This is a genomic window from Lentzea sp. NPDC006480 (assembly GCF_040611995.1).
GTDB lineage: Bacteria > Actinomycetota > Actinomycetes > Mycobacteriales > Pseudonocardiaceae > Lentzea.
The window spans coordinates 80,967-101,870 of record NZ_JBEXPJ010000002.1 but is presented as its reverse complement, the minus strand read 5'-3'; the positions used below and the strand labels follow the sequence as shown (position 1 = coordinate 101,870).

At 69.2% G+C, this 20,904-nt stretch carries 28 protein-coding genes; 20 read left to right on the top strand and 8 right to left on the bottom strand.

The window, feature by feature from the left end:
• Positions 1–4 precede the first annotated feature (4 nt).
• Positions 5–436: an ester cyclase gene (locus ABZX92_RS01775; RefSeq protein WP_355552435.1), complete on the bottom strand. Its 432-nt coding sequence runs from the start codon at positions 434–436 to the stop codon at positions 5–7.
• A 136-nt stretch (positions 437–572) separates the two neighbouring features.
• On the opposite strand from ABZX92_RS01775, the gene era reads away from it, so the two are divergent.
• The 8 genes from era to ABZX92_RS01735 are packed head-to-tail and all read left to right on the top strand — an operon-like array spanning position 573 to position 7,386.
• Entirely contained in the window at positions 573–1,469 is an 897-nt protein-coding gene (gene era / locus ABZX92_RS01770) for a GTPase Era (protein ID WP_355552432.1), read from the top strand.
• Positions 1,470–2,222, top strand: coding sequence for a DNA repair protein RecO (gene recO, locus ABZX92_RS01765; protein WP_355552429.1), 753 nt, complete (start codon positions 1,470–1,472; stop codon positions 2,220–2,222).
• 45 nt (positions 2,223–2,267) lie between these two features.
• The gene (locus ABZX92_RS01760; protein WP_355552426.1) at positions 2,268–3,086 is read left to right on the top strand and encodes an isoprenyl transferase; all 819 of its coding nucleotides are present in this window, start codon (positions 2,268–2,270) and stop codon (positions 3,084–3,086) included.
• Positions 3,083–3,481: a YbjN domain-containing protein gene (locus ABZX92_RS01755; protein WP_355552423.1), complete on the top strand. Its 399-nt coding sequence runs from the start codon at positions 3,083–3,085 to the stop codon at positions 3,479–3,481. The genes ABZX92_RS01760 and ABZX92_RS01755 overlap by 4 nt, the downstream gene beginning before the upstream one ends.
• A gap of 23 nt (positions 3,482–3,504) precedes the next feature.
• Positions 3,505–3,936, top strand: a complete 432-nt coding sequence (locus ABZX92_RS01750) for a hypothetical protein (RefSeq protein ID WP_355552420.1) — start codon at positions 3,505–3,507, stop codon at positions 3,934–3,936.
• Positions 3,933–4,943, top strand: coding sequence for a permease (locus tag ABZX92_RS01745; protein ID WP_355552417.1), 1,011 nt, complete (start codon positions 3,933–3,935; stop codon positions 4,941–4,943). The genes ABZX92_RS01750 and ABZX92_RS01745 overlap by 4 nt, the downstream gene beginning before the upstream one ends.
• Entirely contained in the window at positions 4,940–5,650 is a 711-nt protein-coding gene (locus ABZX92_RS01740) for a TIGR03943 family protein (RefSeq protein ID WP_355552414.1), read from the top strand. Before ABZX92_RS01745 ends, ABZX92_RS01740 begins: the two co-directional genes overlap by 4 nt.
• A 5-nt stretch (positions 5,651–5,655) precedes the next feature.
• Positions 5,656–7,386, top strand: coding sequence for a tetratricopeptide repeat protein (locus ABZX92_RS01735; RefSeq protein ID WP_355552411.1), 1,731 nt, complete (start codon positions 5,656–5,658; stop codon positions 7,384–7,386).
• Here ABZX92_RS01735 and ABZX92_RS01730 read toward each other — a convergent pair.
• From ABZX92_RS01730 to ABZX92_RS01720, 3 genes are read right to left on the bottom strand one after another with little or no spacing between them, the layout of a single operon-like run.
• Positions 7,372–7,773, bottom strand: coding sequence for a Fur family transcriptional regulator (locus ABZX92_RS01730; protein WP_355552408.1), 402 nt, complete (start codon positions 7,771–7,773; stop codon positions 7,372–7,374). The genes ABZX92_RS01735 and ABZX92_RS01730 overlap by 15 nt on opposite strands.
• A complete protein-coding gene (locus tag ABZX92_RS01725) occupies positions 7,770–8,120 on the bottom strand; it encodes a metalloregulator ArsR/SmtB family transcription factor (protein WP_045310968.1) in 351 nt (116 codons plus the stop codon). The genes ABZX92_RS01730 and ABZX92_RS01725 overlap by 4 nt, the downstream gene beginning before the upstream one ends.
• An 11-nt stretch (positions 8,121–8,131) precedes the next feature.
• Positions 8,132–8,410 (bottom strand): hypothetical protein, encoded by a 279-nt coding sequence (locus tag ABZX92_RS01720; protein WP_355552405.1) that lies wholly within the window; start codon positions 8,408–8,410, stop codon positions 8,132–8,134.
• 17 nt (positions 8,411–8,427) lie between these two features.
• Between ABZX92_RS01720 and ABZX92_RS01715 the strand changes: the two genes are divergently transcribed.
• On the top strand, positions 8,428–8,802 hold the full coding sequence (locus ABZX92_RS01715; protein WP_355552402.1) for an antibiotic biosynthesis monooxygenase: 375 nt from the start codon (positions 8,428–8,430) through the stop codon (positions 8,800–8,802).
• Here the strand turns inward: ABZX92_RS01715 and ABZX92_RS01710 are convergent.
• Positions 8,799–9,479 carry a tetratricopeptide repeat protein gene (locus tag ABZX92_RS01710; RefSeq protein WP_355552399.1) on the bottom strand — a complete coding sequence of 227 codons (681 nt, stop codon included), beginning with the start codon at positions 9,477–9,479 and terminating at the stop codon, positions 8,799–8,801. The two genes, ABZX92_RS01715 and ABZX92_RS01710, sit on opposite strands and share 4 nt — an antisense overlap.
• 93 nt (positions 9,480–9,572) lie before the next feature.
• Here ABZX92_RS01710 and ABZX92_RS01705 point away from each other — a divergent pair, with 93 nt between their 5' ends.
• The 6 genes from ABZX92_RS01705 to ABZX92_RS01680 all read left to right on the top strand — a co-directional run bounded on the left by ABZX92_RS01705 (position 9,573) and on the right by ABZX92_RS01680 (position 14,235).
• Positions 9,573–10,958, top strand: a complete 1,386-nt coding sequence (locus tag ABZX92_RS01705; RefSeq protein ID WP_355552612.1) for a glycine--tRNA ligase — start codon at positions 9,573–9,575, stop codon at positions 10,956–10,958.
• Positions 10,959–11,047: 89 nt separating this feature from the next.
• Entirely contained in the window at positions 11,048–11,491 is a 444-nt protein-coding gene (locus tag ABZX92_RS01700) for a hypothetical protein (protein WP_355552396.1), read from the top strand.
• Positions 11,458–11,991 (top strand): hypothetical protein, encoded by a 534-nt coding sequence (locus tag ABZX92_RS01695; RefSeq protein ID WP_355552393.1) that lies wholly within the window; start codon positions 11,458–11,460, stop codon positions 11,989–11,991. Before ABZX92_RS01700 ends, ABZX92_RS01695 begins: the two co-directional genes overlap by 34 nt.
• A gap of 35 nt (positions 11,992–12,026) precedes the next feature.
• A complete protein-coding gene (locus ABZX92_RS01690) occupies positions 12,027–12,470 on the top strand; it encodes a hypothetical protein (protein WP_355552391.1) in 444 nt (147 codons plus the stop codon).
• Positions 12,471–12,475: 5 nt separating this feature from the next.
• Positions 12,476–13,372, top strand: a complete 897-nt coding sequence (locus ABZX92_RS01685) for a hypothetical protein (protein WP_355552388.1) — start codon at positions 12,476–12,478, stop codon at positions 13,370–13,372.
• A 5-nt stretch (positions 13,373–13,377) separates the two neighbouring features.
• Positions 13,378–14,235: a hypothetical protein gene (locus ABZX92_RS01680; protein WP_355552385.1), complete on the top strand. Its 858-nt coding sequence runs from the start codon at positions 13,378–13,380 to the stop codon at positions 14,233–14,235.
• On the opposite strand, the gene ABZX92_RS01675 is transcribed toward ABZX92_RS01680, so the two are convergent.
• Positions 14,225–14,890, bottom strand: a complete 666-nt coding sequence (locus ABZX92_RS01675) for a serine hydrolase (protein ID WP_355552382.1) — start codon at positions 14,888–14,890, stop codon at positions 14,225–14,227. The two genes, ABZX92_RS01680 and ABZX92_RS01675, sit on opposite strands and share 11 nt — an antisense overlap.
• A gap of 253 nt (positions 14,891–15,143) precedes the next feature.
• Complete coding sequence (locus tag ABZX92_RS01670; RefSeq protein WP_355552379.1) at positions 15,144–15,875, bottom strand: peptidase E; 732 nt, start codon at positions 15,873–15,875, stop codon at positions 15,144–15,146.
• Between the two features lie 61 nt (positions 15,876–15,936).
• On the opposite strand from ABZX92_RS01670, the gene ABZX92_RS01665 reads away from it, so the two are divergent.
• The 5 genes from ABZX92_RS01665 (at position 15,937) to ABZX92_RS01645 (ending at position 20,696) form a co-directional block, all read left to right on the top strand.
• Positions 15,937–16,602 carry a YdcF family protein gene (locus ABZX92_RS01665; protein WP_355552376.1) on the top strand — a complete coding sequence of 222 codons (666 nt, stop codon included), beginning with the start codon at positions 15,937–15,939 and terminating at the stop codon, positions 16,600–16,602.
• Positions 16,602–17,840 carry a deoxyguanosinetriphosphate triphosphohydrolase gene (locus ABZX92_RS01660; protein WP_355552373.1) on the top strand — a complete coding sequence of 413 codons (1,239 nt, stop codon included), beginning with the start codon at positions 16,602–16,604 and terminating at the stop codon, positions 17,838–17,840. The genes ABZX92_RS01665 and ABZX92_RS01660 overlap by 1 nt, the downstream gene beginning before the upstream one ends.
• A gap of 244 nt (positions 17,841–18,084) precedes the next feature.
• Positions 18,085–19,092, top strand: a complete 1,008-nt coding sequence (locus tag ABZX92_RS01655; protein WP_355552370.1) for a serpin family protein — start codon at positions 18,085–18,087, stop codon at positions 19,090–19,092.
• 17 nt (positions 19,093–19,109) lie between these two features.
• Entirely contained in the window at positions 19,110–20,111 is a 1,002-nt protein-coding gene (locus tag ABZX92_RS01650; RefSeq protein ID WP_355552367.1) for a serpin family protein, read from the top strand.
• 66 nt (positions 20,112–20,177) lie between these two features.
• A complete protein-coding gene (locus ABZX92_RS01645) occupies positions 20,178–20,696 on the top strand; it encodes a Scr1 family TA system antitoxin-like transcriptional regulator (protein ID WP_355552364.1) in 519 nt (172 codons plus the stop codon).
• Here the strand turns inward: ABZX92_RS01645 and ABZX92_RS01640 are convergent.
• A complete protein-coding gene (locus ABZX92_RS01640) occupies positions 20,693–20,872 on the bottom strand; it encodes a hypothetical protein (protein WP_030472123.1) in 180 nt (59 codons plus the stop codon). The genes ABZX92_RS01645 and ABZX92_RS01640 overlap by 4 nt on opposite strands.
• Positions 20,873–20,904 lie beyond the last annotated feature (32 nt).

Sequence of the window (20,904 nt, the reverse complement as noted above, 5' to 3'; positions counted from 1 at the left end):
GGCGCTAAGCGGGCATCAGGCCGAGCTGCATCATCATGCCCGCGGCGTCCGGGTGGGTGTGGAACTCCTTGATCTTGCCGTTCCCGTCGGCCTTGAGGAAGTAGGTCCCGCGGCTGGTGATCGGCTTGCCGGTCGCCGGGATCTCCATGCCGCCCATGGCGAGCGTGCCGGTGTTGGTGCCGGTGAACTCCAGCTCGCAGGCGACCTGGTCGTTCTCGATGACCATGCTGGTCGTGCGGATGTGCATGTCCGGGAACGCGGTGAACCACGCCTGGGTGTAGGCGCGGGCCGCGTCCCGCGTGCGCATCGGTTCCGGCGTGGTGTCGTCGATCCAGACGAAGTCGTCGGCCAGCAGCCGTACGAAACCATCCGGGTCGTGGCGGTCCCACGCGCCGATGCCCTCGTCGTTCAGGCGCTCGAGATCTTCTCTCGACATGTCGCACTCTCCTTGGTGCGCGAGATACGAGTGGATGGCGGGGGACGTGGTCGTCAGCGTGCGCCCCGTCACCCGTGCGGACCAGTGCCGGAAGGCCCCGCGAACGGCCACAACCAGCAGGAGGGACAATGGACTGATGGATGGTTACCGCTCCGGGTTCGCGTGCTTCGTCGGCCGCCCGAACGCAGGGAAGTCGACGCTGACGAACGCACTGGTGGGCACGAAGGTCGCCATCACGTCCAGCAAGCCGCAGACCACCCGCCACACGATCCGCGGCATCGTGCACCGCGACGACGGCCAGCTGGTGCTGGTCGACACGCCGGGTCTGCACCGGCCGCGCACGTTGCTCGGCCAGCGGCTCAACGACCTGGTGCGGGAGACGTGGTCCGAGGTCGACGTCGTCGGCTTCTGCGTACCCGCGGACCAGAAGGTCGGGCCCGGCGACAAGTTCATCGCCGCCGAGCTCGAGAAGGTCGCCAAGCGCACGCCCGTGCTCGGCATCGTCACCAAGACCGACCTGGTGTCGCAGCAGCAGGTGATGGAGCAGTTGCTCGCCCTGCAGAAGGTGATGGAGTTCGCCGAGATCATCCCGGTCTCCGCGGTCGACGGCTTCCAGGTCGACAAGCTGAGCGACCTGCTGCTGCAGAAGCTGCCGGAGGGCCCGCAGCTGTTCCCGGACGGCGACCTGACCGACGAGCCGGAGCAGACCCTGGTCGCCGAGCTGATCCGCGAGGCCGCGCTGGAGGGCGTGCGCGACGAGCTGCCGCACTCCATCGCCGTGGTCGTCGAGGAGATGATGCCGCGCGAGGGCCGCGACGACCTGATCGACATTCACGCGTTCGTGTTCGTCGAACGGCCGTCGCAGAAGGCGATCATCCTGGGCCACCGGGGCGAGCGGCTCAAGCAGGTCGGCATGGCCGCGCGCAAGCAGATCGAGGCGCTCCTGGGCAGCCGGGTCTACCTGGACCTGCACATCAAGATCGCCAAGGACTGGCAGCGAGACCCGAAACAGCTGCGCCGCCTGGGGTTCTAGATGGCGAACCTGTACCGCGACACCGGCATCGTGCTCCGGGTGCAGAAGCTCGGTGAAGCGGACCGGATCATCACGTTCCTGACGCAGCGGCACGGCAAGCTCCGCGCCGTCGCGAAGGGCGTGCGCAAGACGACGTCGAAGTTCGGTGCGCGGCTGGAGCCGTTCTGCCACGTCGACGTGCAGTTCCACCCCGGCAGGTCGCTCGACATCATCACGCAGGTGCAGACGCTGGACGCGTTCGGCGTGGGGATCGTCAACGACTACCAGCGCTACACGGCCGCGTGCGCGATCGTCGAGACCGCTGACCGGCTCACGGCCGAAGAGGGCGAACCGGTCGTGCGGCTCTACCTGCTCGTGGCCGGGGTGCTCAGGGCGTTGGCCGGGGCGGAACGTGACCCGTCGCTGCTGCTGGACGCGTTCCTGATGCGTGCGATGGCGTTCGCCGGATGGGCGCCCGCGGTGAACGAGTGCGCCAAGTGCGGCGATCCGGGTCCGCACCGGGCGTTCAGCGTGCAGGCAGGCGGCTCGTGCTGCCCGAACTGCCGTCCGGCGGGGTCCGCGTCGCCGTCGCAGGACACGTTGGCACTGCTCTCCGCGTTGCTGCACGGGCAGTGGGGTGTGGTGGACGAGATCCCGCACATCGCTCGTCGTGATGCGAGTGGCCTGGTCGCGGCGCATCTGCAGTGGCACCTGGAAAGGCAGCTGCGGTCGTTGCCGTTGGTCGAGCGGAAGGTCCGAGCCGAAGACGGCTAATGTGGCGCCTACCGATCACGGTTTTCAGAAAGGATGACTGGTCGCATGCTGCGTCGCCGCCGTTCCGAGCGTGAGAAGCGCGTCCCGCGCCCGCCGGAGCCGCATCCGTCCGGCGCTGTGCCCCCGAAGATCCCCGCCGAGTTCGTGCCGAAGCACATCGCGATCGTCATGGACGGCAACGGCCGCTGGGCCAACCAGCGCGGGCTGTCGCGGGTCGAAGGCCACAAGCGTGGCGAGCAGGTCGTCGTCGAGGTCGCCAAGGGCGCCATCGAGATGGGCGTGAAGTGGCTGTCGCTGTACGCCTTCTCCACGGAGAACTGGCGCCGCAGCCCCGAAGAGGTCCGGTTCCTGATGGGCTTCTCGCGCGACGTCATCCACCACCGCACCGACGAGCTCGACGAACTGGGTGTGCGTGTCCGCTGGGCCGGTCGCCGCCCGAAGCTGTGGCGCAGCGTCATCAAGGAGCTGGAGGTCGCGGAGGAACGCACCCGCGACAACGACCAGCTCAACCTCGCCATGTGCATCAACTACGGCGGCCGCGCGGAGATCGGCGACGCCGCCCGTGAGATCGCCCGGCTCGCCGCCGCCGGGCAGCTCAACCCGGACAAGGTCGACGAGAAGACCATCGCGCGCTACCTCTACCAGCCCGAGATGCCGGACGTGGACCTGTTCATCCGGCCGTCGGGCGAGCAGCGCACGTCGAACTTCATGCTGTGGCAGTCCGCGTACGCCGAGCTGGTGTTCCAGGACATCCTGTGGCCCGACTTCGACCGCACCGACCTGTGGCGCGCCGTCGAGAAGTTCGCCGAGCGCGACCGCCGCTTCGGTGGTGCGATCGACAAGCCCGATTCGGAGGTGTCGTGAACGCGAGCGGTGAGGCTCTCGAGGCCGCGCGCAAGGCGCTGGAGCTGTTCCACGACGTCTCCGTGGACGACGACGGCGCGTTGAGCTTCCGCCACGGCGACGTGCCGTGCGCCGTGCAGGGCATGGAACTGGCCGAAGGGCTGACCGTGCTCTCGTTGACGGTCGTCGTGGCGTGGGACCTGCCCGCCGAAGCCGCCGCGTGGGTCGCCGAACGCGCTGGTCAGGGCCTGTTCGGCACGCTCGGGGTGATTCCCTCCGAACGTGGCACGGACGTGATGCTGCGGTACGCGTTCCCGGCCGACGGCCTCAAGCCCGAACCGCTGAGCACGCTGCTCATGCTGGTCGTCTCGACCGCGTCGCAGGTGCGCGGCGAGCTCCTCTCCCGCTTTTCTTGAGAAAGGACCCTTCGATGGGTGGCGTGATCATTTACGAGCCGGAAGAGGACTCGGACGTCAACGAGTTCCCGTGGACCGTCACGTTCGAGCCGTCGGGTGGCGACGACTGGGACTCGTTCATCTGCGGCCCGTACGAGCGCGACCACGCCGTGGCGCTCGCCGAGGCGGTGGCGCTGGACGACGCCGAGGGTGGCGTGCTGGCGATCGTGAAGCCGATGCTCCCCGCTCTGAGTGCCGAGGACGTCTCCGCGACGATCGACGAACTGCGTGAGGCGGCCCTCGAAGAGGAAGAAGAGGCCGAGGAGACGGTCAACGGCACGCCCGTCGACTTCGACGACGACGACCTCGAGGAAGAAGAGGCCGAGTTCGCCGAGCCGCCGTCGCCGGAGGAGATCCGCGAGGGCATGGCGCGCCAGTACCGCCGCCTGCTCGACCTGGATGCTGACGCGGAATGACGATCACCGGCGAGATCCGCTCGTCGAAGCGGCGCTCGGGCCCGCCTCGGCTGAAGATCACGTCGTTGGAGGTGCTGTGCGGGATCCTGGTTCTCGCACTGCTCCTCCAGTCCCGGCTCGTCGACCTGCTGGACGCGCCGAAGCTGCGCACCGCGTCGACCGTGTTCGTGGCGATCTGCGTGCAGGCCATGCCGTTCCTGGTGCTGGGCGTGCTGATCTCCGGTGCGATCGCGGCGTTCGTGCCGGCTTCGGCGCTGCGTCGGTTGCTGCCTTCGAACACGGCGCTGGCCGTGCCCGTGGCCGGTGTCGCGGGCGTGGCCCTGCCGGGCTGTGAGTGCGCCTCGGTGCCGGTCGCGCGGCGGTTGATGCAGCAGGGGGTCGCGCCCGCCGTGGCGTTGACGTTCCTGCTGGCCGCTCCCGCGGTGAACCCGATCGTGCTGGTGGCGACGGCGGTGGCGTTCAACGACACCCCGATGATGGTCGTCGCTCGGTTCGTCGGTTCGTTGCTGACCGCGATGGTCATGGGCTGGCTCTGGGTCCGCTTCGGCAAGATGGAGTGGATCGCCGAGCGTGCGCTGGCTCGCCTCGGGGATCACGACGGTTCTTCTCGCTGGGCCGTGTTCGCCGAGAGCGCGCGTCACGACCTCGTGGACGCCGGCGGGTTCCTGGTGCTGGGCGGGCTGTTCGCGGCGACGTTCAAGACTTTCGTGCCGGTCGCGTGGATGCAGACCTTGGGCGGTCAGGTCGTGCTGGGTGTGATCGTCATGGCGTTCCTGGCCGTGATCCTGGCGCTGTGCTCGGAGGCCGACGCGTTCGTGGCCGTCGCCTTCTCGGCTCTGCCCTTGTTGCCGCGCTTGGTGTTCCTCGTCGTCGGTCCGGCTGTCGACGTGAAGCTGATCGCGTTGCAGGCTGGTGCTTTTGGCAAGTCCTTCGCCTTCCGCTTCGCGCCCGCCACCTTCGTGGTGGCGATCTTGTGCGCCGTCGTGACAGGGGTGGTGCTGCTGTGAGGCGGGAAACCCAGAACATCCTGCTGATCCTGCTCGGCGGGGCGTTGCTGAAGATCAGCTGGTCCGGGCTCTACCTGCGCTACGTGCAGAAGGGCCTGCTGCCGTTGCTGTACGCGGCGGGCGTGATCATGGTCGGGCTGGCGGTGTTCGCGGTCATCCAGGACATCCGCCGCGGCAAGGCTGATTCCGACTCCGGGCACGACCACGGCCACTCGCACTCGTCGCGCTCGACCTGGCTGATGCTGTTGCCGGTGCTGGCGGTGTTCCTGATCTCGCCACCGGCTCTCGGCGGCGACGTCGTGAGCTCGGCCGCCGACACGAACCAGACGCAGCGGTCCCGCAACCTGCTGGGCGACCTGCCGTCCGCCGACGTCATCCCGTTGTCCATGACGGAGTTCGTGACACGCACGGCGTGGGACGAGTCCGGGACGCTGGACAACCGGCGGGTGAAGCTGACCGGCTTTCTGACGCGCGCGGACGGCGGCACCTTCGTGGCGCGGCTCGCGATCTCGTGCTGTGCGGCGGACGCGCGGCCGTTGAAGGTGCGGCTGACCGGCGACGTGCCCTCGCTGCCCGACGAGCAGTGGGTCGAGGTCACCGGCAAGGTCGTGCCGAAGTCGGCGAACGAGAAGAACTCGTGGGTGCCGAGCTTCACGGTCGAGTCCAGCACCTCGGTGGCGCAGCCGGTCGAGCCCTACGAGAGCTGACCCCGGTGGAGGTGCACAACTCGGCCGAGGACGCGTCCGGGAACGTGGTGCAGGCCGGGTCGGTTCGCGACATCCACATCCACGCGCCCGCACCGGAACCGCGGTGGCCGCGGCTGCACGGCATCGTCCCGCCGCGCGCGAGCGACCATCAGCCGCGCGATGTCGGGCTGAGCCATCCCGGCGCGTACGTGCTGTCCGGGCCTGCCGGCGTGGGCAAGACGCAGATCGCGGCCGAGTTCGCCCGCTCGCTGTGGGACGCGGGCGAGCTGGACCTGCTGGTGTGGATCACGGCGAGCCGGTCGTGCGGTGCGTACGCCGACTCGGAAGGTGTGGTCGCCCAAGAGCTGATCACCCCGCCCCATCAGGTGACCTCCGACCTCAGCGCCCTCGCGAGCCGTCTGTTCGGTCCCGGCGAGGACGGTGGCCACCAGCAGATGCTGGAGTGGTGCGCCACCACGGCGAAGCGCTGGCTGATCGTGGTGGACGGCGTCAGTTCGGTGGAGGAGATCGCGAACTGTCTCCCGGCACCCACCTCCTGCGGTGGCACGGTGATCACGACCCGGCACGCCGACCGAGCCCTCCGCGAGCGAGGCTTGCACCGGGCTGTCGGGTGTTTCGCGAGGTCGACGTCGATCGCTTACCTCGAGGCCGTGTTGCCGGGGCGGACGGCCGGTGCGGCCGAGCTCGCGGCCGCGGTCGGCGACCTGCCGCTCGCCCTCGCACAGGCGGGCGCGTACATCGCCGACCACCCGTTCCTCACCTGCGAGACGTACCTCGCGCGACTTGCGGAGGGCCGGCGCCGGCTCGCGGAGCTGCTGCCGCGCGAGCTGCCCGACGACTACCGGCTGAGCGCCGCGACGACGTACGAGACGTCGATCCAGTACGCGAACACGGCGTTCCCCGTCGGGTTCGCTGATCCGTTGCTGACGTTCGCCTCGATGCTCAGTGCGGAGGGAGTGCCGCTGGTGCTCTTCACCGCACCGGCCACGCTGTCGCTGCTGGAGAGCCGCAGCGGCAGCCCTGCCGACGAGGACCTGGTGTTCGACGGGCTTGCGACGTTGCAGCGGTTGAACCTGCTCACGCTGGATCTCGACGTTCCGCACCGCGCCGTGCGGATGCAGCCGGTGCTGCGTCGCGTCGTGCAGGAACGGGCGTCCACAGACCTCATGAACGACGTGGTCTACACGGCCGTGGTCGCGTTGCTGGAGGTGACCACGGGTCAGCCGGAAGAGGTCGAGCTCGACCGGGCGTTGCGCGACTGCGGCCACATCATGCACATCATCACCCGGTTCCGGATCTTCCACGAGTGGGGAGGTCCCCTGAGCCCCCTCACCCGGCACAACCTCTGTCACCGGCGCGGTTACGCGGCCGGCGTCAACGACTTCATGGAACGGATGCTCGCGGTGGGGCATCGTCCCAGAGTGCCGGAGGCCGAGGACCACCCCGACCCGTTGACGGCCAGGCACCACCTCGCGCGCTTCCAGGGTGAGAGCGGAGATCCGGCGCGCGCGGTCGAGACGTTGTGCGCGTTGCTCGCCGACTACGAGCGCGTTCTAGGTGCCGATCATCCGCACACGCTCACCACGCGCCACAACCTCGCGTACTGGCGGGTGGAGGCCGGCCAGACCGAGCTGGCGATCGCCGAGCTGGAAGTGCTGTTGGCGGACCGCGAGCGGGTGCTGGGCGCTGATCACCCGCACACCCGCGTCACCCGCCACGAACTAGGCGTTCTTTAGCTTCGCGGTGCACTCCGCGCACGTGCCGAAGATCTCGACGGTGTGCGAGACCTCGGAGAAGCCGTTCTCGGCGGCCACTCGGTCCGCCCACTTCTCGACGGCCGGGCCCTCCACCTCGACCGTGCGGCCGCAGTGGCGGCACACCAGGTGATGGTGGTGGTGGGCCGAGCACCGGCGGTAGATGGCCTCGCCCGAGTCGGTGCGCAGGACGTCGACCTGGCCGGCGTCCGCGAGGGACTGCAGGGTGCGGTAGACCGTGGTCAGGCCGATGCCCTCGCCGCGGCGGCGCAGTTCCTCGTGCAGTTCCTGGGCGCTGCGGAAATCGTCGAGCTGGTCGAGCAGGTTCGAGACGGCCGTGCGCTGCTTGGTGGACCTCAGTCCGGTCACAACTTCTCCTCGACGTGCGTCACAGCGTCCACCACGATGTGCGCCAGGTGTTCGTCCACCAGCCGGTACACGACCTCGCGGCCGTGTCGTTCGCCGTGCACCACGCCCGCGGACTTGAGCACGCGCAGGTGCTGGCTGATCAGCGGCTGCGCGACGCCCAGGGCCTCGACCAGCTCGTGCACGCAGCGGTCGTGCTCGCGCAGTTGCAGCACGATGGCGATGCGCACCGGGGCGGCGAGTGCGCGCAGCAGGTCGCCCGCCTCGGCGAGGGTGTGGGCGGCTCTCGGCGGCGCGGGCGCTGGGGCCGCGCGTTCGGGGGAGTGCTCGCCGTGCAGCTGGACGGTCATGGCGGCACACCTCACCTGGTAGGGATTTTCACAACCAATTCTACGGTGATGACGACCAGTACCAGCAGCACCACCACGCGCAATGTGCGTTGAGCTGGGGAAAGCACCTGCCAGGTGGCCGCGAGCAGCACGCCGGAGCCGATGATCAGCACGCCCAGCAGGGCCGCGCCCACCGTGCCGCCCAGCCAGACGCCGGCGATGAAGAGGCCCAGCACGAGCACGAACGCCACCACCGGGCGCACGCGCGCCAGCGGGCCGTCGCCGGGCAGGAGAGGGCGCTTGTTGGTCACCGTGCCATCCTTGCACCGTGCTGCTGGTGTGCCGTTTCCGCGTATCCGACCCCGAGACTTTCACCGAGCGGGTCAAGCGGGCGTTGGAGCTTCTGACCGTCCAACCGGGGTGTCACAAGGGCACGCTGGCGCGGTCCACCGACGAGGACGACCGGTGGGTGCTGACCGTCGAGTTCGAGTCCGTCGTGGCGTACCGGCGCGCGATGTCGCCGTTCCCCGTGCGCGAACACGTGATCCCGCTGCTGTCCGAGGCGCTGACCGACGAACCCGCGATGTACGAGCCGGCGTTGACCAGCACCGGCGGCGCGGTCGAGGAGCACACCAGCCTGCTCGCCGAGGACGCGTTCACGGTGCGGCTCGGCGAGGCGGCGGGTCCGGCCAAGCCGCGTTAGTCATCTGGGCTGGCGATCTTGCGCATCTCGTCGAGGAACTCCTCGTCGGAGCCTTCGGGAAGCAGTTCCAGCGCCTCGCGCGCGGCGACCGCGGCCTCCGCGGGACGGTCGAGCAGGTGCAGGGTCTTGGCCCGGCCGTACGCGGCGTAGGGCGCGGGCGTCTTCTCGAACGCCGCCAGTGCGTCGTCGTAGCGCTCGTTCTCGAAGTAGTACCAGCCGAGGTTGTTGTGCAGCGGCCCGAGCCAGTGCTCCAGCTCCGGGTGCTCGGAGATCAGGTCCAGACCGACCTGGGTCCACTTCTCCGGGTCGTCGACCAGCGCGACCATGTGCGCGGCGTCCGCGGCGAACCACAGGTCGCCGCCCTTCTTCGCCAGCACGAACGCCGCCACGAACAACGGTTGCGCGGCCTCCGGATCGCCACCGGACCGGTGCAGCCTGCCGCGCTCCAGCAACGCCCGCACCCGCCCCGTCGACTCGGGCGAGACCAGGGCCTCCGCCTCGTCGAGCAGAGCGTGACCCGCGGTGAAGTCGTCCCGCAGGCCCTCGACGCGGGCGAGCTGGGTCAGCACTTGCGCGCGCTCGTCGTCGGTCTCCGCCGTGTTCAGCTTCGCGCGCAGCCTCGCCTCGGTGCCGTCGAGGTCGGCGAAGTCCCACAGCTCTCGCAGCCGGTCTTCCATTCGTGCAGGGTAAGGCTCCGGTCGCCCGTTCGGGGCGCAACGTGACGGGCTAGGCTGATGCCCCCGAATCTCATTCCCCCGATGGAGTTCCCGTTGGCCGCCGATCGCATCGAGACCGTTGTCAGCCTCTGCAAGCGCAGAGGGTTCGTCTACCCGTGCGGGGAGATCTACGGCGGTACCCGCTCGGCGTGGGACTACGGACCCCTGGGCGTCGAGCTCAAGGACAACATCAAGCGCCAGTGGTGGAACTTCATGGTCCGCGGCCGCGAGGACGTCGTGGGCCTGGACTCGTCGGTGATCCTGCCCCGTGACGTGTGGGTCGCCTCCGGTCACGTCGAGGCGTTCGTCGACCCGCTGATCGAGTGCGAGTCGTGCCACAAGCGGTTCCGCGCGGACACCCTGTCCGAGGAGTACGCCGAGCGCACCGGCAAGGAGATCGCCGAGGGCGACGTGTCGGACGTGCCGTGCCCCAACTGCGGCGTGCGCGGCCAGTACACCGAGCCGAAGATGTTCAACGGCCTGCTCAAGACGCACCTCGGTCCGGTCGAGACCGAGGAGGGCCTGCACTACCTGCGCCCCGAGACCGCGCAGGGCATCTTCACGAACTTCCTGAACGTGCAGACGACCTCGCGCAAGAAGCCGCCGTTCGGCATCGGCCAGATCGGCAAGTCGTTCCGCAACGAGATCACGCCGGGCAACTTCATCTTCCGCACCCGCGAGTTCGAGCAGATGGAGATGGAGTTCTTCGTCGAGCCGGGCACGGACGAAGAGTGGCACCAGTACTGGATCGACGAGCGCACGCGCTGGTACACGGACCTCGGTGTGTCGAAGGAGAACCTCCGGCACTACGAGCACCCGAAGGAGAAGCTCTCCCACTACTCGAAGCGCACCGTCGACATCGAGTACCGCTTCCAGTTCGGCGGCCAGGAGTGGGGCGAGCTCGAGGGCATCGCGAACCGCACCGACTTCGACCTCACCACGCACTCGAACCAGTCGGGCGTCGACCTGTCGTACTTCGACCAGGCCACGAACTCGCGCTACCGGCCGTTCGTGATCGAGCCGGCCGCCGGTGTGGGCCGCCCGATGATGGCGTTCCTGCTGGAGGCGTTCACCGAGGACGAGGCGCCGAACGCCAAGGGCGGCGTGGACAAGCGCGTCGTTCTGAAGCTCGACAGGCGGTTGGCGCCGGTGAAGGTCGCCGTGCTCCCGTTGTCGCGCAACGCGGACCTCTCCCCGAAGGCCCGCGACCTGGCGACGGCCCTGCGCCGCAACTGGAACGTCGACTTCGACGACGCCGGTGCGATCGGCCGCCGCTACCGCCGTCAGGACGAGATCGGCACGCCGTTCTGCGTGACGGTCGACTTCGACACGCTCACCGACCTCGCCGTGACGGTGCGGGAGCGCGACACGATGTCGCAGGAGCGGGTGGCGATGGACCAGCTGGAGTCGTACCTGGCCGCACGCCTGATCGGCTGCTGAGAAGCGGTTTCCCGCGGGCCCGGTGGTCACCGGGCCCGCGGTTTTTCGCCGGCAGGCAACGGTTCGCCGCGTTGAGGCGTGCTGTCTCCGTGCGTACAACGAGCAAGAGCCCGCAGGAGATCAGGCAACTCGGCGTCGTGGTCGTCGCGGCCATGCCGGGGCTGGCGCTCGCGGCGTTCGTCGCGGCGATGACCTTGCCGCTGGACAGCGTTCGCCCCACCCTCGCGGTGGTGGGCCTCCTGGCGGTGTTCGGCGCTGCCGGCGCGGGCCTGGTCATGACGAGGGTGACCGAGACGCTCACCCAGGCCATGCCGCTGCGGATGTGGATGGTCGTCTCCGTTGCCTCGAGCGTCACCTCCCTGCACACGCTGTACACGGACTACCCCGAGGTGCCCGGCCTGCTGACCAGCCTGAGCTCGGTCGTCTACACCTTGGCGGTGCTGGGGTCGGCGGTGCCGGCCATGGTCGCCGCCATCCAGGTCGAGAAGAGCGTCAAGTCGTGGGGCGTCGCTTCCCCGGAACTGCCGACCTGACCGAGTCGTGGCACGCTCGGCCGGTGATGATCATCGGCCAGGGCCCGCCGCCGCAGTGGGTCCCGGCGCACCCCGCGCGGGTCGAGTGGATCAGAGCGCGGCTGGCGGTCACGGGGGCGCTCGTGATCGGCGCGGCGGTGGTGCTCGGCATCGCGCTGGTCGTGGCCGGGCTGAACCTGCCGTCGGCGGACAGCCCGATCAACGTCATCGGCGTGATGGCGGCCGGGTTCGGCGCGTTCTGGGGAGTGCTGTCCGGGCTGAGCCTCGCCACGGCGCGTTCCTGTGCGCGTGACGGGTTCGTCGACGTCAACGGTGCACGTCTGGTTCGCCGCCTGCTCGGGGTGTGGTGGGGCGGCACGATCTTCAGCGCGCTGGTGGCCGGTTTCGCCGAGGCGATGGCGCCGGCGTCGTCTGCCGTGTATCTCGTGCTGCTGGCTGTCGTCGTCGTGCTCGGCGGGATCGCGTTCGTCGTGGCGCGTCAGGTGTTGCGGGCGAGTTGAGGCAACGGTCCGGCTCGCTTGCGCGTGATGGGCACATGGACGTCGAACGGATCAGAGTTCTCGGCCGCGGGCTGGTCCTCGCGGGCGCGGTGCTGGCGCTCGGTGCGTTCGCGGTCGGGTGGTCGCTGCCGCAGCCCGCGCTGTCTGCCGTGTGGAGCTCGGTCGCGGTGGCGCTGGGGCCGCCGCTCGCCGGGCTGGCCATGATGCGCGTGACCAGCCCGAACCACCTGTACAGGTTGGTGTACCTGCCCGGAGTCGCCTCGATGGCCGCTGTTGCCGCACATCTCCACTTCGTGGTGCGCCCCGCCGAACTGGGCCTCTCGACCGCGCTGAGCACGCTCCTCTACCTGGTGCTGATCGTCGCGCCGGTGATGGCGGCGAACATCATGGCCATCTGGATCACCTTCTCCCTCTACCTGCGCACGCGGCGGAACGAATCGGGCGAGAGCAGCAACGAACAGACCCGGTTCGGCGGGTAGGAAGCATGACTGGGGAGCAGATGAGGCGGCGTGGCCTCGCGGTGGCCGCGGCCGGGGTCGTGCTGGTCGCGTGGGTGATCGTGTTCGCGGCGATGACGGACGCCGGCAACCCGCCCGTGCTGCTCGCGGCGTCGCTGGCTGCCGGGCTGGTGTGCCTGTGCCTGGTGGGCGTCGGATCGGTGGCGGCGCGGATCGGCGATGCCGCGGCGGCGGCTCGACTGCGGCACGTGTTCGTGGTGCTGGAAGGTGCTGTTTTCGCTCTCGTCTTCCCGGTTTACTGGCCTGCGCTGAACGTCGAGGACACGGCCGGGGAGTTCACCAGCAGGCCCTCGTTGGCGCTGTGCGCACCGGTCGCGATCGCGCTGGTGCTGGTCGTGCGGCTCAGCCGGACCACGCACCGGGTTGTCGTTGACGCGTATGGGCCGATCGTGGCGGGTTCCGGTGACGGGGACGAGGCGCGCCGGGTCCGAGTGCTCGGGACCGTGCTCGTGGTGGCTGGTGCCGGACTGTCGATCTCGGCCGCGGTGGTGGTGTCGACGGTGTCCTCGCCCCTGGCCGTTTTTCTGCTCGGCGTGGTGCTGGTGACGCTCACTCCCGTGCTGCTCGGGCTGATGCTCATGCGGGTGAAGGACGTCTGCTCGGCACGGCGGCGCAGCGCGGTCGTCCCCTTCGCCATCACTTCTGTCATCGCGACTTCCGCGGGCAACTTCGCGTTCAAGACTGAGGCTGCGACGACGGTGGTGCTGTGCGCGCTTATGGTCGCTGCGATCGCGCTCCAGGTGGCCGGCTACCTCGCGCTGCGCGAGTACACCGGCGTGTACGACCGGCCGTTCCGGGCCGGCCGGACTCCTGCCGCGCAATCGGGCGAGGAAAGCAACGAACAGAGCCGGTTCGGCGTGTAAGGCGCATGACGGGGGAACAGATCAGGAAACGTGGCCTCGCGGTGGCCGCGGCGGGCATCGCGTTGATCGCGTGGGTGGTCGTGGTGGCGGTGACGACGGAGGTCGGCAATCCGCCCGTGCTGGCTGCTGCGGCGATGGCCGCCGGGATGGTGTGTCTGTGCGTTGTAGCGGCGGGGGCGGTCGCTTCGCGGGTCACCGAGCGCACGGCGGCTCGGATGCGGCACGTCTTCGTCGTGCTGACGGGGGCCTCGGTGGCGTTGCTCTTCCCGTCCTACTGGATCACGTTCGACCTGGAGCCGGCGAGGATGCCGGAGGCCTGGACGCTGGGCCCGAAGCCGCTGCTCCTCGTGCCGCCACTGGCCGCGGCCGTCCTCGCCGCGGTGCCCACCAGGGCCGTGCACAGGATGTTGTTCGAGGCGGACGGGCCGCTGGTGCCGGAGCCCGGTGAAGGCGCCCCGGCCCGGCGGGTTCAGGCGCTCGGCACCGTGCTCGTCGTGGCGGGCTCCCTGCTGGCGGTCGCCGCGGTGGCGGTGTCGTCCATGTCGGGGAACCGCATGCCGTTCTTCCTGTTCTCCGGGCTTGTGGTGACGCTCGGGGTGGTGCTGTACGGGGTTTTGCTGACTCGCGTGACCAACGTGTACATGGCACGGCGGAAGTACTTCGGAGGATTTGTCGGGGCCATCTGCGGGCTCGCCTCGCCGGTGTCGACCTTCGGTTTCGAGACCGTGAGCTCGGTTCTGATCGAGGTGGTGGTGTTCGGCGCGTTAGTACTGGTCGTGGTGGCGGCAATGGTGCTGGCCGAGTACACCGGTGAGTTCCACACGCCGTTGAAGGAACGGAGGCGGTGGCGCGTCAGGAGTTGACGCCGAGCTTCACCAGGAGGGCTTTGGACACCGCGTTCACCGCCGTGCGCGCGGTGGTCCAGTCGCCCGTCGGGCTCGTGGTGAGGACGGCGACGGCGTAGCGGTTGTCGAGCACGCCCGCGCTGTGCAGGTAGACGTCGCTCGGCAGGTAGAACATCCAGCCCTGCTTGGCGTAGGCGCCGGTGACGCCGAGGAGGCCGAACTCCTGGTCGAAGCCGTCGGCCGCGGTTGCCGGCGCGGACGACAGCGCGGCGACGATCGTGTCGCGGACCGGCGAGCCCAGGATGTAGTGGTAGAGCCGGAGCATGTCGTTCGCGGTGATGACGACCTCTCCCCACTGCGAGGGGTCATCAGGTGCGTGAGTGCCGGTCAGGCCCGCTTCGGCGGCGACACGGCCGATGGCGTCCATGCCGTCGAACCTCGTCCACAGCACGTCCATGGCTTCGTCGTCGCTGGCGCTCAACGCGCGGTGGATCAAGTTCTGGTCGTCGTCGGACAACGGCTGTTGCAACGCGTCGACGGCGAGGATCAGCTTGGAGAGCGACGCCGAGTAGAACTGCTTGTCGCCGTCCTGCGAGATCGTCTGGCCGGTCTGCAGGTCCATGACCGCGACGCCGACGTCGGACTTGCCGCCCGCACCGGCAATATCCAACATATCAGCCGCCGATATATTGGATATTGCTGAGGGTGGCAGGGCAGTATGCGATATATCGGGACTGGTATGCGATATATCGCCGTCGGGGCTGTCGGTGTCCGAACCCGTATCCAATACATCGGGGCCGCGCGATATATCAGTCGACGGCCGTGACGATCGGGCGTGCGCGTGGCACGGCGAGGCTTCCGGGACCATGAAGACGGCCGCCGTGATGAGGATGATCAGGACCCAGCGCACATCTCCAAGTTCCGTGTCACAGGAGCCTGGTGTCGAGCTTTTCCTCCTGAGCGGTTGCTGAAGACTCTTCCCTGGTCACGACGTATGCGCCGGAGCCGGGGCGTTCGGTCACCGCCTCGACGAGCTCGGTGCCCCGGTACAGCAGGCCGACGCCGTCGTCGGTGCAGTAGGTCGTCGGCAGCACTCCGGCGGCCACCGCCTCGTGCACCTTGGGTCGGCGCTGCTCCTCGGAGTCGTAGTGGACGCCGTTGCCGTAGGGCAGGAAACCGAGACCGTTGGTGACGATCCGGAGGTCCGGGCCGAACGAGTCGGTCGCGCCGCCGGTGTGCCAGCAGATCGACCCCGCCGAGACGCCCGCGAGCACCACGCCCGCCTCCCAGGCCTTGCGGAAGACCGGGCCGAGGCCGTGCACCTCCCAGACCGCGAGCAGGTTCGCCACCGAGCCGCCGCCCACCCACACGACGTCGTGGGACAGCACGAAGCTCTCCAGGTCGTCGGTCGGCGGCATGGTGAAGAGGTTCAGCACCGAGACGTCGACGCCCGCGACCCGGCCGGCCTCCGCCATGTTCGCGTTCATGTGCCGCTGGTCGCCCCCGGCCGTGCCGACGTGGCAGAGCTGCGGGCGGCGCCCCTCGACACCGGACAGGTCCAGCGCGAAGTGGATCAGTTTGCCGAATTCGACGAACGTCCGGTGCCCGGCCCGCAGGCCTCCGGACGTGGCGAGGATCGTGGGCTGCTCAGCAGGCATGACCATGATCCTCGCAGGGGCGTCAACGCACGGCCCGGCAGGTTCTGGAACCATGCATGGGGTGCGGACCCCACCCCTCAAACCTCTGGCCCGGATTCGTCGCATCGTGCTGCGCCTGCTCTTCGGCGCGCTGATCGTGGGCACCTTGGTGGTGGGTGGCACGGCTTTCCGCGTGTGGCAGGTCGCGCGCGTGGACGACTGGACGAAGGCCGACATGGCGATCGTGCTGGGCGCCGCGCAGTACAACGGCGTCCCGTCCGACGTGCTCGAAGCCCGGCTGGACCACGCGCTCGGCCTCTACCAGGCAGGCGTCGTCGGCTACATCGCCACGACCGGCGGCCGTCAGCCCGGTGACAACTTCACCGAGGGCCAGGTCGGCAAGATGTGGCTGGTCAAGCGCGGTGTCCCGGAGGACCGGGTGCTGCAGGTCGGCGAAGGCGCGGACACGCTCGGCTCGCTGCGCGCCGTCGCGTCCGTCGCCAAGGAACACGACCTGAAGACCGCCGTGATCGTCAGCGACCCGTGGCACTCGTTGCGCGCCCGCACGATGGCCGAGGACGCCGGTCTGCGCACCTGGACGTCACCGACGCGCAGCGGCCCGAACGTGCAGACCCGTGAGACGCAGTGGTTCTACATCAAGCGCGAGACCGGAGCGTTGCTGTACTACCGGCTGATGAAGGCGCACGCCGGCGTGTTCGACGAGCTCAGGCTCCCTAAAATCGGCTGATGGGATACACCGGCCACGACGCGGAGCGCCTGCTCGCCGAAGAACCGAAGAGCGCCGCGCTGCCGGGCGCCCGCACGGACACCCGCACGCCGTTCTCCCGTGACCGCGCCCGCGTGCTGCACTCCGCGGCGTTGCGCAGGCTCGCGGGCAAGACCCAGGTCGTCGGCCCCGGCGAGGGCTCCGAGGTCACCGGTGTCCCGCGCACGCGTCTCACGCACTCGCTGGAGGTCGCGCAGATCGGCCGCGGCATCGGTGAGGAACTGGGCTGCGACCCGGACATCGTCGACACGGCCGGCCTCGCGCACGACATCGGCCACCCGCCGTTCGGGCACAACGGCGAGAGGGCGCTCAACGAGCTCGCGGGCCCGTGTGGCGGTTTCGAGGGCAACGCGCAGACGTTCCGCATCCTCGCGCGCCTCGAACCCAAGTCCGCGCACGGCCTGAACCTCACGCGCGCGGTGCTCGACGCATCCACCAAGTACCCGTGGACGCGCACGCCCGGCATGGTGAAGTTCGGCGTGTACGACGACGACCTCGAAGTGTTCGAGTGGATGCGTGCGGGTGCACCGGACCGTGAGCGGTGCATCGAGGCGCAGGTGATGGACTGGGCGGACGACGTGGCGTACTCGGTGCACGACGTCGAGGACGGCGTGCTGGCCCACCGCATCAGCCTCGGTGCGCTGGCCCGTCCCGACGAACGCGCCGCCATCGCCTCGCTCGCGGCCAAGACGTTCTCCGACGAGTCCGTGAGCGCGCTCGAAGCCACCGCCGAGCAGCTGCTGACGTTGCCGGTGATCGGCTACTGGACCGAGCACGAGTACGACGGCTCGCTCGGCGCGCAGGTGGCGTTGAAGAACCTCACGAGCGAACTGGTCGGCAGATTCGCGAGTGCCGCGGTCACCGCGACTCGTGAGGTCCACGGCGACGGAGCTTTGACGAGGTACAACGCGGCGCTGGAGGTGCCGCGCCAGGTGGCCGCGGAAGTGGCGCTGCTCAAGGCGATGGCCGTCCGGTACGTGATGAGCGACCCGGCCCGCCTCGCCATGCAGGCCCAGCAACGCGAGCTCATCGCCGATCTCGTCACCCGGCTGATGGAACGCCCGACGCTGCTCGACCCCGCGTTCCGCCCGGTGTTCGCGGCCGCTTCCTCTTACGCCGCACGGCTTCGCGTCGTCGTCGACCAGGTCGCGCTGCTCACCGACGCGCAGGCCGTGGCCTGGCACCGCGCATCGGCGTAGCTTCGGAAGGTATGGCGGACGAATCCAGACCGCCGGGCCGAAGGTGGCCGTGGCGGAGACCGAGCCGGGAAGCTGTGCCAGCGGGCTTCCCGCAGGAAGACGAGGGGGACGACGGGTCGGCCGGTGTGCGCGAACCCCGTCATCCCAAGCCACTCGGGCCGATGGGAGGAGCGGGTGAGCGGCCCATTCCGGAAGATCCGATCGTGATCGCACTGCCAGATCCACGCCATTAGAGGAGCTCCACGTGACAGATCAGGCCGACTTCGCACTGTCCATGCACCGCGTCGCCGTACCTGATCCGTCCTCCAACGCGTGCTGGTCGCCTTTCTCGGTGGCCAGTGCGCTCGCGTTGGCCCGCGAGGCCGCGCGCGGCGAGACCCGTGCCGAACTCGACCAGCTCCTCCAGGACTTCGACCCGTCGGACTCCCTCGACGTCCCCGAACTGGCCGTCGCGAACACGTTGTGGGCCGACGACGACCTCACGCTGAACCCGGACTTCTCGCTCACGAAGTCGGTGCGGCGCACGGCGTTCAACGACCCGACGACGGTCCGCAAGCTCGTCAACACCGACGTCGCCGAGACCACCCGCGGCCTGATCCCCGAACTGCTGACGAGCCCGCCGCCCCCGGATGCGGCGGCGATCATCGTCAACGCGCTGTACCTCAAGGTCGGCTGGCTGAACCCGTTCTCCGCCTGGGAGACCGCGCCCAAGCCGTTCCACGCGCCCAGCGGCGACGTCGACGTGCCGACGATGAAGGTCATCGAGAAGTTCCGCTACGCCCACCACAACGGCTGGCAGACGGTCGTGCTCCCGGCGGCGTCCGGCGTCGAGGCCGTGATCCTGCTGCCGGACGCGTCACTGGACCAGCCGCTCGACCCGTCGGTGTTCGAGGCGACCAACCGGGTGAACATCGAGCTCTCACTGCCCAAAGTGGACGTTCGGGAGAAGTTCCAGCTCAAAAACGTGTTGGAGCGCCTCGGAGTTGAGCGTATGTTCGCGCGGAACGCCGACTTCAGCGGTCTCTCGCCGGACGAGAGGCTGTTCGTCGACGACGTGCTCCACGAGGCCGTGCTGCGGCTCGACGAAGAAGGCCTGGAAGGCGCGGCGGCCACCGCCGTCACGTTCCGGACCGTGTCGTTCGAGCTGCCCACCGAGCCGATCGTGGTGACCGTCGACCGGCCGTTCCTGCTCGCGGTCCGGCACGCCCGCTCGAAGGCGATCTACTTCCTCGCGCAGGTGGCCCGTCCATAGCCGTTCTTGGAGGATTTTTGACTGATCAGGCCGGCTTCGCCCTGAACCTGCACCGCGTCGCAGTCCCTGATCCGTCCGAGAACGCGTGCTGGTCGCCGTTATCGGTGGCCAGCGCCCTCTCCCTCGCCCGCGAGGCTGCCCGCGGCCGGACCCGTGCCGAGCTCGACGCCCTGCTCGGAGACTTCGACCCCGCCGACTCGCTGGACGTGCCAGGGCTGGCTGTCGCGAACACGCTGTGGGCCAGTGACCGTCTTGTCCTGAACCCCGGGTTCTCACTGGCGTCCTCCGTGCGGCGGACGGATTTCCGCGACCACGTGACCGCGCGGAAGCTCATCAACGCCGACGTCGAGCAGACGACCAGGGGCCTGATCCCCGAGCTGCTCGCGCAGGTTTCTCCCGACGCGGTGGCCTACCTCGTCAACGCCCTCTACCTCAAGGCCGGCTGGGAGACCCCGTTCCAGCGGGGCGCGACGAAGCCACGGCTGTTCCACGCGCCTGGCGGTGACGTCGAGGTGCCGACGATGACGGTGACGGCGGAGCTCGGCCACACCCGCCACGACGGCTGGCTGACCCTCGGGCTGCCCGCCACGTCCGGGGTGGAGGTGCTGGTGCTGGTGCCCGACTGGTCGCTGGAGCAGCCGCTCGACCCGTCGGTGTTCGAGGTCGACGACAGCGCCAGGGTCGCGCTGTCACTGCCCGAAGTGGACGTTCGTGCCCGCTTCGAGCTGACCGGGACGCTGCAAACGGTCGGCGTGGCCGCGCTGTTCTCGCCGGCCGCGCAACTGAGCGGGCTTTCGCCGGACGCGCTGCACGTGAGCGAGGTGGTGCACGAGGCCGTGCTCCGCGTCGACGAAAAAGGCCTGGAGGGGGCCGCCGCGACCGCGATGGGCATGACCCGCGGTGGCAGGCGACTGCGGGAGGAGCCGATCGTGGTCACCGTCGACCGGCCGTTCCTGCTCGCGGTCCGGCACGCCCGCTCGAAGGCGATCTATTTTCTCGCGCAGGTCGCTCGTCCGTAGCCATTAGCTCTGACGGGCGAGTGTTTCGCGCGGCGAGATCATGATCATGCCTTTACCGTTCCAGTCATGACCCAGCACGGTGCCGGCGAGCAGCTCGTCGTGCTCGCCGCGGCCGGCGCCACGCAAATCACCTGTTTCAGCGGCGTCACTGTTCCCGTCCTGTTGAGGACCGAGGGCTACGCGAAAGCGCTGGCCGCCGCACTGGGTCTCAGCCCGGCGCCGGAGCTGCAGCGCGACGGCGTGCTGCCGCGGTGCGTGTTCTTCATCCACGAGTACGCGCTGCGCACCGTCGTCGGGAACAACCGGCTGATGGAGGACCAGGTCCTGCACCTGCTCTTCCACGCGCCGTCGATCCGGGTCGTGCCGGCCAGTGCGGGCGGGGCGGCGGCGGTCGGGCTGGACTACGCGCTGATCCAGTACCAGCACGAGCCGCCGCTGGTCTACCTCGCGAACTGGGCGCTCGCGAGCGACGCGGCCACTGTCGAACGGGCCGTGCTGGTCTTTCAGCGCATGCACGCGGTCGCGCTGGACAACGAGCGTTCGCGTGACCTGCTCATGGACTACGTGGCCGTGTACGACCGTTAGTTGGGGGTGTTGCGGCGCAGGAAGAGGCGCATGCCGTCCTCTCCTGGCAGCGCGCACAGCAGCAGCCGGACGTTCTGATGCCGCACCGGCACCGCACACGAGTCGCCCGCCAGCAATGTCCCCGCGAGCAGGCCGGCCGACTCGTGATCGATGTCCAGCACGAAGTCGTTGCTCATGCGTGGACCCTATGAGGTGCCGGCCTCGCAAC

Coding starts and splice junctions, on each gene's coding strand:
- recO (WP_355552429.1), top strand. CDS start 1,470: ATGGCGAACCTGTACCGCGACACCGGCATCGTGCTCCGGGTGCAGAAG.
- ABZX92_RS01685 (WP_355552388.1), top strand. CDS start 12,476: ATGACTGGGGAGCAGATGAGGCGGCGTGGCCTCGCGGTGGCCGCGGCC.
- ABZX92_RS01675 (WP_355552382.1), bottom strand. CDS start 14,890: ATGTTGGATATTGCCGGTGCGGGCGGCAAGTCCGACGTCGGCGTCGCG.
- ABZX92_RS01745 (WP_355552417.1), top strand. CDS start 3,933: ATGACGATCACCGGCGAGATCCGCTCGTCGAAGCGGCGCTCGGGCCCG.
- ABZX92_RS01640 (WP_030472123.1), bottom strand. CDS start 20,872: ATGAGCAACGACTTCGTGCTGGACATCGATCACGAGTCGGCCGGCCTG.
- ABZX92_RS01660 (WP_355552373.1), top strand. CDS start 16,602: ATGGGATACACCGGCCACGACGCGGAGCGCCTGCTCGCCGAAGAACCG.
- ABZX92_RS01775 (WP_355552435.1), bottom strand. CDS start 436: ATGTCGAGAGAAGATCTCGAGCGCCTGAACGACGAGGGCATCGGCGCG.
- ABZX92_RS01645 (WP_355552364.1), top strand. CDS start 20,178: ATGACCCAGCACGGTGCCGGCGAGCAGCTCGTCGTGCTCGCCGCGGCC.
- ABZX92_RS01680 (WP_355552385.1), top strand. CDS start 13,378: ATGACGGGGGAACAGATCAGGAAACGTGGCCTCGCGGTGGCCGCGGCG.
- era (WP_355552432.1), top strand. CDS start 573: ATGGATGGTTACCGCTCCGGGTTCGCGTGCTTCGTCGGCCGCCCGAAC.
- ABZX92_RS01760 (WP_355552426.1), top strand. CDS start 2,268: ATGCTGCGTCGCCGCCGTTCCGAGCGTGAGAAGCGCGTCCCGCGCCCG.
- ABZX92_RS01690 (WP_355552391.1), top strand. CDS start 12,027: ATGGACGTCGAACGGATCAGAGTTCTCGGCCGCGGGCTGGTCCTCGCG.
- ABZX92_RS01710 (WP_355552399.1), bottom strand. CDS start 9,479: ATGGAAGACCGGCTGCGAGAGCTGTGGGACTTCGCCGACCTCGACGGC.
- ABZX92_RS01670 (WP_355552379.1), bottom strand. CDS start 15,875: ATGCCTGCTGAGCAGCCCACGATCCTCGCCACGTCCGGAGGCCTGCGG.
- ABZX92_RS01725 (WP_045310968.1), bottom strand. CDS start 8,120: ATGACCGTCCAGCTGCACGGCGAGCACTCCCCCGAACGCGCGGCCCCA.